General features: G+C 72.8%; 14 protein-coding genes and 2 tRNA genes. 9 read left to right on the forward strand and 7 right to left on the reverse strand.

All coding sequences use genetic code 11. The annotated features are described in order from the left end of the window. The first annotated feature begins 9 nt into the window (after positions 1 to 9). The 3 genes from IO29_RS11920 (at position 10) to IO29_RS11930 (ending at position 2,486) form a co-directional block, all read left to right on the forward strand. Positions 10 to 83 (forward strand) — tRNA-Met (locus IO29_RS11920). Between the two features lie 295 nt (positions 84 to 378). Then, positions 379 to 2,322 (forward strand): tetratricopeptide repeat protein, encoded by a 1,944-nt coding sequence (locus tag IO29_RS11925; RefSeq protein WP_030379352.1) that lies wholly within the window; start codon positions 379 to 381, stop codon positions 2,320 to 2,322. Positions 2,323 to 2,412: 90 nt separating this feature from the next. Further along, positions 2,413 to 2,486: transfer RNA gene (locus IO29_RS11930), tRNA-Met, on the forward strand. A gap of 158 nt (positions 2,487 to 2,644) precedes the next feature. Here IO29_RS11930 and IO29_RS11935 read toward each other — a convergent pair. After that, positions 2,645 to 3,064 carry a Fur family transcriptional regulator gene (locus tag IO29_RS11935; protein WP_030379353.1) on the reverse strand — a complete coding sequence of 140 codons (420 nt, stop codon included), beginning with the start codon at positions 3,062 to 3,064 and terminating at the stop codon, positions 2,645 to 2,647. 169 nt (positions 3,065 to 3,233) lie between these two features. Between IO29_RS11935 and IO29_RS11940 the strand changes: the two genes are divergently transcribed. Further along, complete coding sequence (locus tag IO29_RS11940; protein ID WP_030379354.1) at positions 3,234 to 4,685, forward strand: catalase; 1,452 nt, start codon at positions 3,234 to 3,236, stop codon at positions 4,683 to 4,685. Positions 4,686 to 4,739: 54 nt separating this feature from the next. Here the strand turns inward: IO29_RS11940 and IO29_RS11945 are convergent, their stop codons facing one another. Further along, positions 4,740 to 5,135, reverse strand: a complete 396-nt coding sequence (locus IO29_RS11945) for a CBS domain-containing protein (protein WP_030379355.1) — start codon at positions 5,133 to 5,135, stop codon at positions 4,740 to 4,742. Positions 5,136 to 5,362: 227 nt separating this feature from the next. After that, positions 5,363 to 6,163 (reverse strand): histidinol-phosphatase, encoded by an 801-nt coding sequence (gene hisN / locus IO29_RS11950; protein ID WP_030379356.1) that lies wholly within the window; start codon positions 6,161 to 6,163, stop codon positions 5,363 to 5,365. 191 nt (positions 6,164 to 6,354) lie between these two features. Between hisN and IO29_RS11955 the strand changes: the two genes are divergently transcribed. Continuing rightward, positions 6,355 to 6,990 carry a TetR/AcrR family transcriptional regulator gene (locus tag IO29_RS11955; protein WP_030379357.1) on the forward strand — a complete coding sequence of 212 codons (636 nt, stop codon included), beginning with the start codon at positions 6,355 to 6,357 and terminating at the stop codon, positions 6,988 to 6,990. Between the two features lie 48 nt (positions 6,991 to 7,038). On the opposite strand, the gene IO29_RS11960 is transcribed toward IO29_RS11955, so the two are convergent. The 4 genes from IO29_RS11960 to IO29_RS11975 all read right to left on the reverse strand — a co-directional run bounded on the left by IO29_RS11960 (position 7,039) and on the right by IO29_RS11975 (position 10,770). Next, complete coding sequence (locus IO29_RS11960) at positions 7,039 to 7,362, reverse strand: DMT family transporter (RefSeq protein WP_030379358.1); 324 nt, start codon at positions 7,360 to 7,362, stop codon at positions 7,039 to 7,041. A gap of 198 nt (positions 7,363 to 7,560) precedes the next feature. Beyond that, positions 7,561 to 8,571: a ribosome small subunit-dependent GTPase A gene (rsgA, locus tag IO29_RS11965; RefSeq protein ID WP_030379359.1), complete on the reverse strand. Its 1,011-nt coding sequence runs from the start codon at positions 8,569 to 8,571 to the stop codon at positions 7,561 to 7,563. 16 nt (positions 8,572 to 8,587) lie between these two features. Further along, positions 8,588 to 9,958 carry a 3-phosphoshikimate 1-carboxyvinyltransferase gene (gene aroA / locus IO29_RS11970; protein WP_030379360.1) on the reverse strand — a complete coding sequence of 457 codons (1,371 nt, stop codon included), beginning with the start codon at positions 9,956 to 9,958 and terminating at the stop codon, positions 8,588 to 8,590. An 89-nt stretch (positions 9,959 to 10,047) separates the two neighbouring features. Continuing rightward, positions 10,048 to 10,770, reverse strand: a complete 723-nt coding sequence (locus IO29_RS11975) for a M50 family metallopeptidase (RefSeq protein WP_030379361.1) — start codon at positions 10,768 to 10,770, stop codon at positions 10,048 to 10,050. A 93-nt stretch (positions 10,771 to 10,863) separates the two neighbouring features. On the opposite strand from IO29_RS11975, the gene IO29_RS11980 reads away from it, so the two are divergent. The 4 genes from IO29_RS11980 (at position 10,864) to rsrA (ending at position 13,845) form a co-directional block, all read left to right on the forward strand. Then, the gene (locus IO29_RS11980) at positions 10,864 to 11,751 is read left to right on the forward strand and encodes an SOS response-associated peptidase (protein ID WP_030379362.1); all 888 of its coding nucleotides are present in this window, start codon (positions 10,864 to 10,866) and stop codon (positions 11,749 to 11,751) included. Between the two features lie 99 nt (positions 11,752 to 11,850). Further along, positions 11,851 to 12,510: an alpha/beta hydrolase family protein gene (locus IO29_RS11985; RefSeq protein WP_030379363.1), complete on the forward strand. Its 660-nt coding sequence runs from the start codon at positions 11,851 to 11,853 to the stop codon at positions 12,508 to 12,510. 328 nt (positions 12,511 to 12,838) lie between these two features. Continuing rightward, on the forward strand, positions 12,839 to 13,546 hold the full coding sequence (gene sigR, locus IO29_RS11990; protein ID WP_030379364.1) for an RNA polymerase sigma factor SigR: 708 nt from the start codon (positions 12,839 to 12,841) through the stop codon (positions 13,544 to 13,546). Continuing rightward, entirely contained in the window at positions 13,543 to 13,845 is a 303-nt protein-coding gene (gene rsrA / locus IO29_RS11995) for a mycothiol system anti-sigma-R factor (RefSeq protein ID WP_030379365.1), read from the forward strand. The genes sigR and rsrA overlap by 4 nt, the downstream gene beginning before the upstream one ends. The last annotated feature ends 350 nt before the right edge of the window (positions 13,846 to 14,195 follow it).

The following is a 14,195-nucleotide window of genomic DNA, read 5'->3' on the forward strand; positions in this document are numbered from 1 at the left end:
TCACAACGGCGCGGGGTGGAGCAGCTCGGTAGCTCGCTGGGCTCATAACCCAGAGGTCGCAGGTTCAAATCCTGTCCCCGCTACTGATGACGAAGGCCCGGATCCTCAAGGATCCGGGCCTTCGTGTGCGTTGACCGCATTCCCGCGCCTCGGCGCGGCCGTCACCTCTGACCTGCGGAACGCCACCTTCCGGTGAGTGTGGTTCCTCTCCTCTGACACCTGCGAACGCGTGTGCCGACGTGCGCAGCAGCCGTGCTGTGCCGGGGAGTTGGGCGCGCTGTGTTTGACTTGTCTCTCTGTGGGCATGTCGACAAAACGCTGTAGTGACCTCACTGGCTGCGGTATACCAGGTGTACCCAGGTTGCAGGTGGTGCGACGATGGACGTTATGGGGGACAAGGCAACTCTGTTCGAGACAGGGCGGTTTGGGCGGCCTTCCGGGGCTTTCGGGGCTTCCGAGGTTTCTGACGTCTCCGGACGGGACGAGACCACGGAGGTCGCCGAGGAGTTGGCGGAGGAGGCGCGCAGGCGCGCGGCGGCGGAGGCCGGCGACGTCGAGGCGATGAGCGTCCTCGGCAGCATGCTGCTGCGCCGCGGTGATCTCGACGGAGCCGAGCCCCAGCTGCGTGCCGCCACCGCCGCCGGTGACCGGGCCGCAGCCAACAACCTCGGGGTCCTGCTCCACCAGCGGGGCTACCCCGACGAGGCCGCAGGCTGGTGGCGCATCGCCGCCGTCGCCGGCTCCACCGCCGCCGCGCACGCGCTCGGACGGCACCACCGCGAGCGCGGTGACGAACCGGCGGCCGAGTACTGGCTGCGCCAGTCCGCCGAACAGGGACACATGCTCGGCGCCTACGCCCTCGCCGACCTGCTGGAACACCGCGGCGACCCGGGCAGCGAGCACTGGATGCGCGTCGCCGCGCAGCGCGGCCACCGGGAGGCCGCCTACCGGCTGGCCCGGGCGCTGGACCGGGGCGCGGACGCGGCCGGGGACGGCCTGGGCATCGCGCCGAACGCCGGGGGCAGAGGGGGCGCGAGAGGCGCACCACCGGGCCCGCGGGGTACGGACGCACGCGCGGCGCGGACCAAGGGCGCCGACGGCGCCGGACCGGCGCCGCTCGACGAGGCCGAACAGTGGTACCGGCAGGCCGCCGCACGCGGCCACCGGCGGGCCGCGCTGCACCTCGGCGCGATCCTGGAGAAGCGCGGTCAGCTCAAGGAGGCGGGCCGCTGGTATCTGACGTCCGCCAAGGACGGCGAGGCGCGTGCCGCCTGCGCGCTCGGCTTCCTGCTGCGCGACGCCGGGGACACCGAGAGCGCCGCCGTGTGGTGGCTGCGGGCCGCCCAGGAGGGCGACGGCAACGCGGCCAACGCGCTGGGCGCGCTGCACGCCGAGCGCGGGGAGACGCAGACCGCCGAGCGGTGGTACCGGGCCGCCATGGACGCCGGTGACGTCAACGGCGCGTACAACCTGGGGCTGCTCTGCGCCGAGCAGGGGCGGACCGGGCCGGCCGAGCAGTGGTACCGGAGGGCCGCGTACGCCGGGCACCGGGAGGCGGCGAACGCGCTCGCCGTGCTGCTGCTCCAGGGCGGTGACGCGGCCGGGGCCGAGCCCTGGTTCTCCAAGGCGGCGGAGTCGGGCAGCGTGGACGCCGCGTTCAACCTGGGGATCCTCTACGCGGGGCGCGGCCAGGAGCGGGCCGCGCTCGGCTGGTACGAGCGGGCGGCGGCCGCCGGGCACACCGAGGCGGCGTTGCAGGTCGGGATGGCGCGGCTGCGGGACGGGGAGGAGCAGGAGGCCGAGCGGCATCTGCGCTGCGCCGCGGGGGGCGGCAGCGCGGAGGCGGCGTACCGGCTCGCCACGGTGCTCGACGCGCGCCGGCCGCCCGCGCCCGCGCACGAGCTGGGGGAGCCGGCGCGGGAGAAGAGCGAGTGCGAGGAGTGGTACGAGCGGGCCGCGTCCCAGGGGCACCGGCGCGCGCAGGTGCGGGTGGGGATGCTCGCGGCCGGGCGGGGCGAGGTCGTGGAGGCGGCGCGCTGGTACCGGCTCGCGGCGGAGGCCGGCTCGCGCAACGGCGCCTTCAACCTCGGCCTGCTGCTCGCCCGCGAGGGGAGCGAGCCGGAGGCGGCCCTGTGGTGGACGCGCGCCGCCGACGCGGGGCACGGACGCGCGGCGCTGCGGCTCGCGCTGGTGTACGCGCGGCGGGGCGAGCTGGCGGAGGGGCAGCGCTGGGCGGACCGGGCGGTGGAGCTGGGGCCGGGCGAGGTCGCGGAGCGGGCGGCGCGGTTGCGGGACGCGTTGCGGGAGGAGCTCTCGGCGTAGGGTCCGCCCCCTGGATTCCGCACGGCCGGGCCCCGGAAGGGGAGCGATTTGCTTCTGCTTTCCCTCGTGACGTAACGTTGTGTTCGTCGACGCGGGGTGGAGCAGCTCGGTAGCTCGCTGGGCTCATAACCCAGAGGTCGCAGGTTCAAATCCTGTCCCCGCTACTGAAGGCCGAAGGCCGGAATCCGTAAGGGTTCCGGCCTTCGGTGTGTTCAGGACCTTCGGTCTGTTCAAGTGTCCCGCCTGCGGAGTGTTCAGGTGGCCTGCGGAGTGTTCAGAAGGCCTGGCGGGCGTCCCGGCCTTGGCTCAGGCCGTCGTCGGCTCAGGCCTTCGTCGCGCAGTTCGGGCAGAGGCCGCGGTAGGTGACCTCGACGTCCGACACGGTGAAGCCGAACCGCTCCGAGTCGGGGAGGTCGGCCAGCGGATTGCCCGACGGGTGGACGTCGCGGATCGAGCCGCAGCCCGCGCACACCAGGTGGTGGTGGGGGCGGTGCGCGTTCGGGTCGTACCGCTTGGCGCGCTTGTCCGTGGCGACCTCGAGCACCTCGCCCAGCGAGACCAGCTCGCCGAGGGTGTTGTAGACCGTCGCCCGGGAGATCTCCGGCAGCTTCACCGCGGCACGCGCGTGCACCTCGTCGGCCGTCAGATGGACGTGCTCGCCGTCGAGGACCTCGGCCACCACGCGCCGCTGCGCGGTCATGCGCCATCCGCGTCCACGCAGACGTTCCAGTAGGTCACTCATGGTTTCCAGCCTAACAGCAAGGGTCCCAGATCCTGAACAGGTGTGATTCTGGAGCTCAACTTGACTTGGACTAAGTCCAACGTAGGATCGATTACGGAAGCGGCCGCGGGGCATCCCGGACATACCGGCCGGAGACCCCCTTTCGCAAGGCTTGACGCAGGAGGCGCACGTGACGCAGGGACCGCTGACCACCGAGGCCGGTGCCCCGGTCGCCGACAACCAGAACAGCGAGACGGCGGGCGTCGGCGGCCCTGTGCTCGTCCAGGACCAGCTCCTGCTGGAGAAGCTGGCCCACTTCAACCGGGAGCGCATTCCGGAGCGCGTGGTGCACGCCCGCGGCGCCGGCGCGTACGGAACCTTCACGGTGACCGCCGACGTCACGCAGTACACGCGTGCCGCGTTCCTCTCCGAGGTCGGCAAGCAGACCGAGACGTTCCTGCGCTTCTCGACCGTGGCCGGCAACCTCGGCGCCGCGGACGCCGTCCGCGACCCGCGCGGCTTCGCGCTGAAGTTCTACACCGAGGAGGGCAACTACGACCTCGTCGGCAACAACACCCCGGTGTTCTTCATCCGGGACGCCCTCAAGTTCCCCGACTTCATCCACACCCAGAAGCGCGACCCGTACACCGGTTCGACCGAGATGGACAACGTGTGGGACTTCTGGGGGCTGTCCCCGGAGTCCACGCACCAGGTGACCTGGGTCTTCGGCGACCGCGGCATCCCGGCGTCCTACCGCCACATGGACGGCTTCGGTTCGCACACCTACCAGTGGAACAACGAGGCCGGCGAGGTCTTCTGGGTCAAGTACCACTTCAAGACCGATCAGGGGATCAAGTGCCTCACCCAGGAGGAGGCCAACCGGCTCGCCGGTGAGGACCCCGACTCCCACCAGCGGGACCTGCGTCAGGCGATCGAGCGCGGCGACTTCCCGTCCTGGACCGTCGGCGTGCAGATCATGCCCGCCGCCGAGGCCGCCACGTACCGCTTCAACCCGTTCGACGTGACCAAGGTCTGGCCGCACGCGGACTACCCGGTCATCGAGATCGGCAAGCTGGAGCTCAACCGCAACCCGGAGAACGTCTTCGCCGAGGTCGAGCAGTCGATCTTCTCCCCGGCGCACTTCGTGCCCGGCATCGGTCCCTCCCCGGACAAGATGCTCCAGGGCCGGCTGTTCGCCTACGGCGACGCGCACCGCTACCGCGTCGGCATCAACGCCGACCACCTGCCGGTGAACCGCCCGCACGCCACCGACGCGCGCACCAACTCCCGGGACGGCCACCTCTACGACGGCCGCCACAAGGGCGCGAAGAACTACGAGCCGAACAGCTTCGGCGGACCGTTCCAGACCGACCGTCCGCTGTGGCAGCCGATCCCGGTCACCGGCGCGACCGGTGACGCCGCGGCGCCGCTGCACGCCGAGGACGACGACTTCGTCCAGGCCGGCAACCTCTACCGGCTGATGACGGAGGAGGAGAAGGGTCGCCTGATCGGCAACCTGGCCGGCGCCCTCTCCCAGGTCTCGCGCGAGGACATCGTCGAGCGCGCGATCGGCAACTTCCGCAACGCCGACCCCGACTTCGGCAAGCGACTGGAGGCCGCGGTCCAGGCCCTGCGTGGCTGACCAGGAGACGCGCGGTGCCCGTGCGGGGTTCGCCCGCACGGGCACCGACGCGTGTCAGGCCGTCGGCACCGGCTGCCGGGCCGGGGACCAGCAGCGCAGGATGTCGCGGACCGAGACGATGCCGGCGGGCTCGTCGCGGTCCATGACGATCAGGTGCCGGAAGCCGCCGTGGGTCATGGCGCGGGCCGCGTCCTCCAGGGTCCACGAGGGTGCGGCGAAGACGACGTCGGTGGTGGTGTGGGCGTGGGCCGGCTCGGCGTCGGGGCTCAGGCCCCGGCCGACGGCGTCGAGGATGTCGCGCTCGGTGAGGATGCCGAGGCCGCCGGCGTCCGGGTCGAGGACGACGGCCGCGCCGACGCGCCGGGCGGACATCAGTGCGGCTGCCTGCCGCAGGGTGTGTGCGGGGCCGATGGTGAGGACGACCGTGCTCATGGCGTTGCGGACGAGCATGGCGTGAGCCACCTCCTACGAGTTCCGGATCGGTCCACCCCCGCGCGCCGGGGGACGGCGGCGATCGCCCGTGAAGGGATTCACAAGTTCACAAGTGGGGGGATTCTCAGAGTCGCAGGCAAGGGGCGGGTCAACAAGAGGGCGCGTGCGGCGAATTCGGGCGCGTGGGCGAAGAGGGAGCGCGGGCGCGTGCGGCCAACGGGGGGCGCTCGGCGCACCGCCCCGCTTCAGTACCGCTCGTTCAGGTGATCCAGCAGCTCGTCGTGGAGCAGGCCGTTCGATGCGGCGGCGTTGCCGCTGTGCGGGCCCGGGCGGCCGTCGAGCCCCGTGAAGCTGCCGCCCGCCTCGGTCACGATGATCGCGTTCGCCGCCATGTCCCACAGCGACAGCTCCGGCTCCGCGCACAGGTCGACCGAGCCCTCGGCGACCATCATGTACGGCCAGAAGTCGCCGTACGCGCGCGTGCGCCACACCTTGCGGGTCAGGTCCAGGAAGCCGTCCAGCCGGCCGCGCTCCTCCCAGCCGCCGAGCGAGGAGTACGCGAAGGAGGCGTCGGACAGCCGCGAGACGCCCGAGACGCGCAGCCGGGACGCCGAGGACAGGCTGCGCCCGGTGAACGCGCCGTGGCCCTTCGCCGCCCACCAGCGGCGGCCGAGCGCGGGGGCGGAGACCAGGCCGACGACCGGCTGGAAGCCCCCCTCGTCCGCCTCCGTCAGCGCGATCAGCGTCGCCCAGACGGGCACCCCGCGCACATAGTTCTTGGTGCCGTCGATCGGGTCGACGACCCAGCGGCGCGGACCCGTGCCCTCGACGCCGTACTCCTCGCCGAGGACCGCGTCCCGCGGCCGGGCCCGCTGGAGCTGACCGCGGATCAACTCCTCGGCCGACTTGTCGGCCTCGCTCACCGGCGTCATGTCCGGCTTGGTCTCGACCTTGAGGTCGAGCGCCTTGAACCGGTCCATCGTCGCGGCATCGGCGGCATCCGCGAGGACGTGGGCGAGACGCAGGTCATCGAGATAGTCGGCCATGACTGCACGGTATCTTCCACGCTCCCGCCGGGGCCAGCAGGGCGGCCGGGGCGGCGGCGTCACCGGGGCTGCGGGGCCGGGCCGCCGCGCGTCGAAGGCGCCTGTCCGCTCCCGCCCGCCCTGAGGCCTTGACAGTACGTGCGGGGGCGTCAACTGTGGGCGACAGGAGTGGCTCTATCCGGGAGGCGACGATGCCGGCAGCGCGGGAGTCCCTGCTCGACGCTGCCTTCTCGGCGCTCGCGAGCCGGCCGTGGGCCGGCGTGCGCATGGTGGACGTGGCCGCCGCGGCGGGCGTCTCCCGGCAGACGCTCTACAACGAGTTCGGCAGCAAGGAGGGGCTCTCCCGCGCCCTGGTGCGGCGCGAGGCCGACGCCTATCTCGCCGGTGTCGAACGCGTCCTCGCCGCGCCCGCCGAGGGCCGCGAACGGCTCGCCGCGCCCGCCGAGGGCCGTGAACGGCTCGCCGCGCTCGCCGAGTGGACGCTGTCCGCCGCCCGCGGCAACCCCCTCGTACGCGCCATGCTCACCGGCTGCTGGGGCGAGCGGCTTCCCGCGCCGACGCTGTCGGCGGTGCCGTCGTCCTCCGCGGTGCCCGCGCAGCGGCGGGCCGACGGGCCGCTGCCCTCGCCCTCCGACTTCGTGACGCTGGTCCGCGACCGCACCGTGGCCGCGCTCTCCGGGCCCGGCGTCACGAAACCGGAGCTCCTGGAGATCGCCCGGTCCGCCGAGCTCGTGGTGCGGCTCTCGCTGTCGTGCGTCGCGGCGCCACCGGGCGACGGCTCGGTCGCCGATCTCGTCCGCACCGCGCTGCCGCGCCAGTCGAGGTGAGGCGTCGGCCGGCCGGGGTCCGTCGGTGCGCGCGGCCCGCGGGCCGCCTCAGTGCGCGGAGCCCGAGAGCTGGAGCCCGATCACACCGATGATCACAAAACTGATCGACACGATCTTGAGCGTGGAGACCAGGTCGCCCAGGAACACCATGCCGTAGATCGCCGTGCCCGCCGCGCCGATGCCCGTCCACACCGCGTACGCCGGGCCCACGTCGAGCTTGCGCAGCGACAGGGTCAGCAGGCCGAAGCTGCCGAGGGCGAAGCAGCAGAAGGCGATGGTCGGCCAGAGCCGGGTGAAACCGTGGGACAGCTTGAGGCACACGGCGAAGCCGGTCTCCAGGATCCCGGCCACGATGACCAGCAGCCACGCCATGTGCTGTCCCTCCGTAACGCCGCGCGCCGCGCCGCCGACCCCGCGCCCGCGCCGCTCCACACGCCCTGTGACTGCTTCGTTCGGTTCGCCCGGCCGTGTCCGGCCGGTGCGATTATGCCTTTACCGGCCGCGTACGGGTGCAAACACGATTTCGGTCATGCGCCGCGCACGCCGGGGGAGACAGTTGTGCGAGGCGGGTCAGTCGCCCTCCGCGCGCTCCCGGGTCGACAGCAGCCGGCGCAGCGAGTACAGCCGGGCCGGGTCGGCGTGGCCCTGGGCCACCCAGTCGTCCAGCGCGCAGTCCGGCTCGTCGTGGCTGCACGCGCGCGGGCACCCCTCCGTACCCCGCTCCAGGTCGGGGAAGGCGTGGATGACCCGCGACGGGTCGATGTGCGCGAGCCCGAACGACCGTACGCCCGGGGTGTCGACCACCCAGCCGCGGCCGCCCTCCAGCGGGAGCGCCAGCGCGGAGGTGGTGGTGTGCCGGCCGCGGCCCGTCACCGCGTTGACATGGCCCGTCGTACGCCGCCGCTCCACGGGCACCAGCGCGTTGACCAGCGTGGTCTTGCCCACCCCGGAGTGGCCGACGAACGCCGTCACCCTGCCGTCCAGTTCGGCCCGTACGCGGTCGGCGGCGTCGCCGTTCTCCAGCTCCTCGCGGCTGGTGACGACGTACGGGATGTCCAGATCGCCGTAGAGCTCGAGGAGTTGGTCGGGCGACGCCAGGTCGGACTTGGTCAGGACGAGGAACGGCGTGAGGCCGCCGTCGTACGCGGCGACCAGGCAGCGGTCGATCAGCCGGGGGCGCGGCTCGGGGTCGGCGAGGGCGGTGACGATGGCGAGCTGGTCGGCGTTGGCGACGACCACGCGCTCGTAGGGGTCGTCGTCGTCGGCCGTGCGGCGCAGCACCGAGGTGCGCTCCTCGATGCGGACGATGCGGGCGAGGGTGTCCTTGGCGCCGGACAGGTCCCCGACCAGGGCCACCCGGTCGCCGACGACCGCGGCCTTGCGGCCCAGTTCCCGGGCCTTCATCGCCATCACGGTCCGGTCCTCGACCAGGCAGGTCAGCCGGCCCCGGTCGACGGTGAGGACCAGGCCCTCGGCCGCGTCCTCGTGCTTGGGCCTGATGTGGGTGCGCGGCCGGTTGCCCCTGCGGTTGGGGCGGCTGCGGATGTCGTCCTCGTCGGTGTGCTTGCCGTAACGGCGCATGGTCCCGGTCCGCCCGTCAGTTCCCGAGCATTCCGGCCCACAGTTCGGGGAAGTCCGGCAGGGTCTTGGCCGTCGTCGCCACGTTCTCGATCTCCACGCCCTCGACCGCCAGGCCGATGATCGCACCGGCCGTGGCCATGCGGTGGTCGTCGTAGGTGTGGAAGATCCCGCCGTGCAGCGGGCGCGGGCGGATGTGCAGCCCGTCGGCGGTCTCGGTGACGTCCCCGCCGAGTTCGTTGATCTCCTTGGTGAGCGCGGCCAGCCGGTCCGTCTCGTGCAGCCGCAGATGGGCGACGCCGCGCAGGGTCGACGGGGAGTCGGCGAGGGCGGCGACGGCCGCGATGCCGGGGGTCAGCTCGCCGACCTCGCCGAGGTCCACCTCGATGCCGTGCACGGCACCCGAACCGGTGAACTCCAGACCGCGCTCGGTCAGTTCGCAGGAGCCGCCCATCTCGGTGAAGATCTCCCGCAGTCGGTCGCCGGGCTGGGTGGTGTGCTCGGGCCAGTCGGGGATGACGACCGTGCCGCCGGTGATCAGGGCGGCGGCGAGGAACGGCTGCGCGTTCGACAGGTCCGGCTCGATGGTCAGATCCCGGCCGAGCAGCGCGCCGGGCGTCACCCGCCACACGTTGGGCTCGCCGCCCGACTCCGGGGTGTCCACCTGCGCGCCGACCGCGCGGAGCATGTCCACCGTCATCCGGATGTGCGGCAGGGACGGCAGCGAGGAGCCGGTGTGGCGGACCTCGACGCCCTGGTTGAAGCGCGGCCCGGAGAGCAGCAGCGCCGAGACGAACTGGGACGAGGAGGAGGCGTCGATCTCCACCGGGCCGCCGTCCAGGGCGCCGCCGCCGTGCACGGTGAGGGGGAGCGCGCCGCGGCCCTCGTCGTCGATGCGGGCGCCGAGGGCGCGCAGGGCGTCGATCACGCCGTGCAGGGGGCGTTCGTACGAGCGGGGGTCGCCGTCGAAGCGGACGGGGCCGTCGACGAGGGTGGCGACGGGGGGGAGGAAGCGCATGACCGTGCCGGCGTTGCCGACGTCCACCGTGGCGGGGCCGTGGAGGGTGGAGGGGATGACGCGCCAGGCCTCGCCGGGGCCGGTGGCCGTGCCCGCGCCCGTGCCTGCGGCGGAGTCCGCGTGCGTGGTCGCGGAGTTCGACGACACCGTTTCCTCGATGCCGACGCCCATCGCGCGCAGGGCGCCGGCCATGAGGAGGGTGTCGCGGGAGCGGAGGGGGCGGCGGAGCCAGCCGGGTTCGGAGGCGAGGGCGGCGAGGACGAGAGCGCGGTTGGTGACCGACTTGGACCCCGGTACGTGGACCGTCGCGTCGACGGCTCCGCGCGCGTGGGGGGCGGGCCAGAGGGCGGTGTGGGCGGGGGTTGCGGTCATGGGGCGCAGTCTAGTGGCTGGGGGTGGGGGCGGATCTTGATCGCGAGAGGGTGATTCGCCCCCGCCGCGGACCCCCGAGGGGTGGGCGGTCAGATCTCCAGCAGCCAGCGCGTGCCGCCCACCAGCGCGCACAGGGAGACCGCGTGGAAGAGGAACAGCCAGAGGGCCGGGGGGACGTTCGTGAGGCGGGAGAGTTGGTCGGCGTCGGAGTCGCCGGCGTTGCCGCGGCGGCGCTTGGCCTGGAGTTCGAAGGCCGGGCGTACGCCGCCGAGGAGCAGGAACCACACCACCGCGTAGGCGAACGCCGCCTGTACCTGGGCACCGGTCAGCCACGACACCGCCAGGAACAGGCCGCCGGTGACGACCACCGTCAGGACGCCGTACGCGTTGCGGATCATCACGAGCATCACCAGCAGCAGCGCCGTCGCCAGCCACAGCAGTGCTGTGATGTGCCCGGCCGCGAGCAGCGCGGCGCCGCCGAGGCCCAGCAGCGGGGGAGCGGTGTAGCCCGCGGCGGCGGTGAGGATCATGCCGATCCCGTGCGGCTTGCCCCGGCTCACCGTGAGGCCGCTGGTGTCCGAGTGCAGGCGTATGCCCGTCAGCGTGCGCCCGCTGAGCAGCGCCACCAGGCCGTGGCCGCCCTCGTGGGCGATGGTGATGGCGTTGCGCGAGACCCGCCAGACGCCGTGCGGGACGACGGCCGCGAGCGCGGCGGCCAGCGTGACCAGCACCACCCACAGATCCGGGTCGGGCTGGACACCGAAGAGCCGGTCCCAGAGCTCCGGCAGCGAGGGGATGGCTTGGCTGTTCATGATCGGTGAGGGCTCCGGGAGGTCGGGCCGGGCGGGGACGGCGCCCGGCGTCGTCGTTGAGGGGCGGCGGGCCGGCCTGGCAGTGTGGCACGTATGTGCGGACGGTATGCGGCGAGTCGTGGACCCGAGGATCTCGCAGAAATCTTTGAGATAGAGAAGTGGGAGCCCCAGGAGGTCCAGGAGGCCCAGAGGGCTCAGGAGTCTCACGAGGCCCGCAATCCCCAGGAGCCCCAGGAGCCCACCGGGTCCCTCGTGCCCGACTACAACGTGGCCCCCACCAAAGAGGTCCTCGTCGTCCTCGACCGCCCCCTGAAGGACGCCTCCTCGCCGCGTCCGGTTCGCCAGCTACGCCGGCTGCGGTGGGGGCTCGTGCCGGCCTGGGCGAAGTCGCCCGAGGGCGCGGCCCGGATGATCAACGCGCGGGCCGAGACGGTGCACGAGAAGCCCGCCTACCGCCAGGCCTTCGCCACCCGGCGCTGCATCCTCCCCGCCGACGGCTACTACGAGTGGGTCACCGGGAAGGAGGAGCGGGACCTGGAGGTGGAGGGGAAGCGGAAGCGGGCGCGCAAGCAGCCCTACTTCGTGACGCCCGCCGATGGGTCGGTGTTCGCGATGGCCGGACTGTACGAGTTCTGGCGCGACCGTACGCTCCCGGACGGGCACCCCCGGGCCTGGTGGGTGACGTGCTCCGTGATCACCACGGAGGCCGAGACCGCACCGCTCGCCGTGCCGCCGCAGGAGGGCCCCAAGGCGCTCGCCGACATCCACCCCCGCATGCCGCTGATGCTGACGCCGGACCGGTGGGACGCCTGGCTGGACCCGCGCCGCACCGACACCGCCGAGCTGCGCGAACTGCTCGCACCGTCGCCGGAGGGGCTCATGCGGGCGTACCCGGTCGGCACCGCGGTGAGCAATGTCCGCAACAACGGCCCCGAACTGCTGAAGGAACTGTCGGGGCCGGAGGAGGGCACGCTTTTCTGACCCACTTTTCTGACCCGCTCCTCCGACCCGCTCCTCCGACCCCGCCGTCTCCCCTCCCCTCCCCTCCGCTCCCTCCGTCGGCGCACCCGAGGCGGCACCATGGGGCAGGTGACCACCCCCGCGACAGCCACCACGGAAACCGTCGACACCCCGGCCGGACCCGCCCGTCTCACCTGGCACCCCGCCCGCACCACCCCCCGCCTCGTCCTCGCCGTCGGCCACGGCGCGGGCGGCGGCGTCGAGGCACGCGATCTGCGGGCGCTCGCCGCCGAACTGCCCCGCCACGGGGTGAGCGTGGCCCTCGTCGAGCAGCCCTGGCGGGTCGCCGGCAAGAAGGTGGCGCCGGCGCCGAAGACCCTGGACACCGCATGGCGCGCCCTGTGGCCCGCGCTGACCGCCCCCGGCCTGCCCGTGATCGCCGCGGGCCGCAGCGCGGGCGCCCGCGTCGCGTGCCGCACCGCCGGGGAGCTCGGCGCGCACGCCGTCCTCGCCCTGAGCTTCCCGCTGCACCCGCCGGGCCGCCCCGAGAAGTCCCGCGCCGCGGAACTGCTCGGTGTCCGGGTCCCCAGCCTCGTCGTCCAGGGCGGCAGGGACCCCTTCGGCCGGCCCGAGGAGTTCCCCGAAGGGCGTCACGAGCTCGTCGAGGTGCCGCACGCCGATCACGGTTTCGCCGTGCCCAAACGGGCGGAACTCGGCCAGGAGGAAGCCCTGGAGATCCTCACGGCGGCCGTCGTGCGGTGGGCCGCGTCACTCGGATGACGCCCGGGAATGCCGGGCACGCGCCCCGCGTTGTGCGGATCGGACGGCGCCGACGGCGACCGGCCGGCGTGGCGGAAAGCGCGCCCGCCGCCGGTACCGGACAGGAGCCACCACACGGCACGGCGGGACCGTGCCGACCGTCCGAGGAGAGGAAGTCCGCCGCATGGGTTCGACCATCTGCCCGAGCCGTCGCAGCAGCGCCGACCTGGATTGGACGGTTCTGCACGCGACGAAGACCGCCCCTGTCCGGGCGGCGGGCGGGCCGGATCGTCGTCTATCCTCCGATTCGAGTGGGACCGCTCTCGGTCCCGCACCGACACTCGAGGAGGTGGGTCCGGTCACCGGTACCGACGCAGGGACCGAAAACGGCCAGGCGGAGCAGCCCGAGGGCCGGGGCACGAGCACGGGTCCGGCCGGGGCGCCGGCCGCCGAGTCGACCGCGGAGCGCAGCGCGCGCTTCGAGCGGGACGCGCTCGAATTCCTCGACCAGATGTACTCGGCCGCGCTGCGCATGACGCGCAACCCGGCCGACGCCGAGGACCTGGTGCAGGAGACGTACGCGAAGGCGTACGCGTCCTTCCACCAGTTCCGCGAGGGCACCAACCTCAAGGCCTGGCTCTACCGGATCCTCACCAACACGTTCATCAACTCGTACCGCAAGAAGCAGCGCGAGCCCCAGCGCAGCGCGGCCGAGGAGATCGAGGACTGGCAGCTCGCCCGCGCCGAGTCGCACATGTCGACGGGTCTGCGCTCCGCGGAGTCGCAGGCGCTCGACCACCTGCCCGACTCGGACGTGAAGTCGGCGCTACAGGCGATCCCCGAGGAGTTCCGCATCGCCGTCTATCTCGCCGATGTAGAGGGCTTTGCCTACAAGGAGATCGCGGACATCATGGGGACACCCATCGGTACGGTGATGTCCCGGCTGCACCGGGGCCGCCGTCAACTGCGCGGCATGCTCGAGGACTACGCCCGTGAGCGCGGACTGGTCCCGGCCGGCGCCGGAGAGTCGAACGAAGCGAAAGGCTCGGGCTCATGAGCTGCGGAGAGCCGCACGAGACGGATTGCAGCGAGATCCTCGACCATCTCTACGAGTTCCTCGACCGTGAGATGCCCGATTCGGACTGCACCAAGTTCGAGCACCACTTCGAGGAGTGCTCGCCGTGCCTGGAGAAGTACGGCCTGGAGCAGGCCGTGAAGAAGCTGGTCAAGCGCTGCTGCGGCCATGACGACGTGCCGACCGATCTGCGGTCCAAGGTCATGGGGCGGATCGACCTGATCCGCTCCGGCCAGACCGTGCCGGAGCACGACGTGGCGACGGGCCCCCAGGAGAGCTGAGTCCCGGCCCGCGGAACGCGTGAGGGGCGGCCCCGTGCCGTAGTACGGGGTCCCGCGCCCCTCGCCCTGCTTCCGCCCCTCCCCGTACGACCCACGCACCGCCCCTCGCGCCGCCGCGCGCCCGGCGCGCACGCTCTCGCGCCGCTCCCCCCGCTCGCGCGGCACTCCCCTCCATCACGGGCCTTACCGTGCCCGTCGATGGGTAACCCATGGGTAATGAGCGCCCGTCCGGCGGTACGTGGTTGGATGCGAGCAGGGCCATGTGCGGGGCCGTACGGGACCGCGCAGGACGGCGGCACCGTGGCCACGCGGACGTCAGGGAAGCGACAGGCGGGAAGCGCAAGGACTGG

This window comes from Streptomyces sp. NRRL F-6676 (assembly GCF_000725625.1).
In the GTDB taxonomy this organism is placed as follows: domain Bacteria; phylum Actinomycetota; class Actinomycetes; order Streptomycetales; family Streptomycetaceae; genus Streptomyces.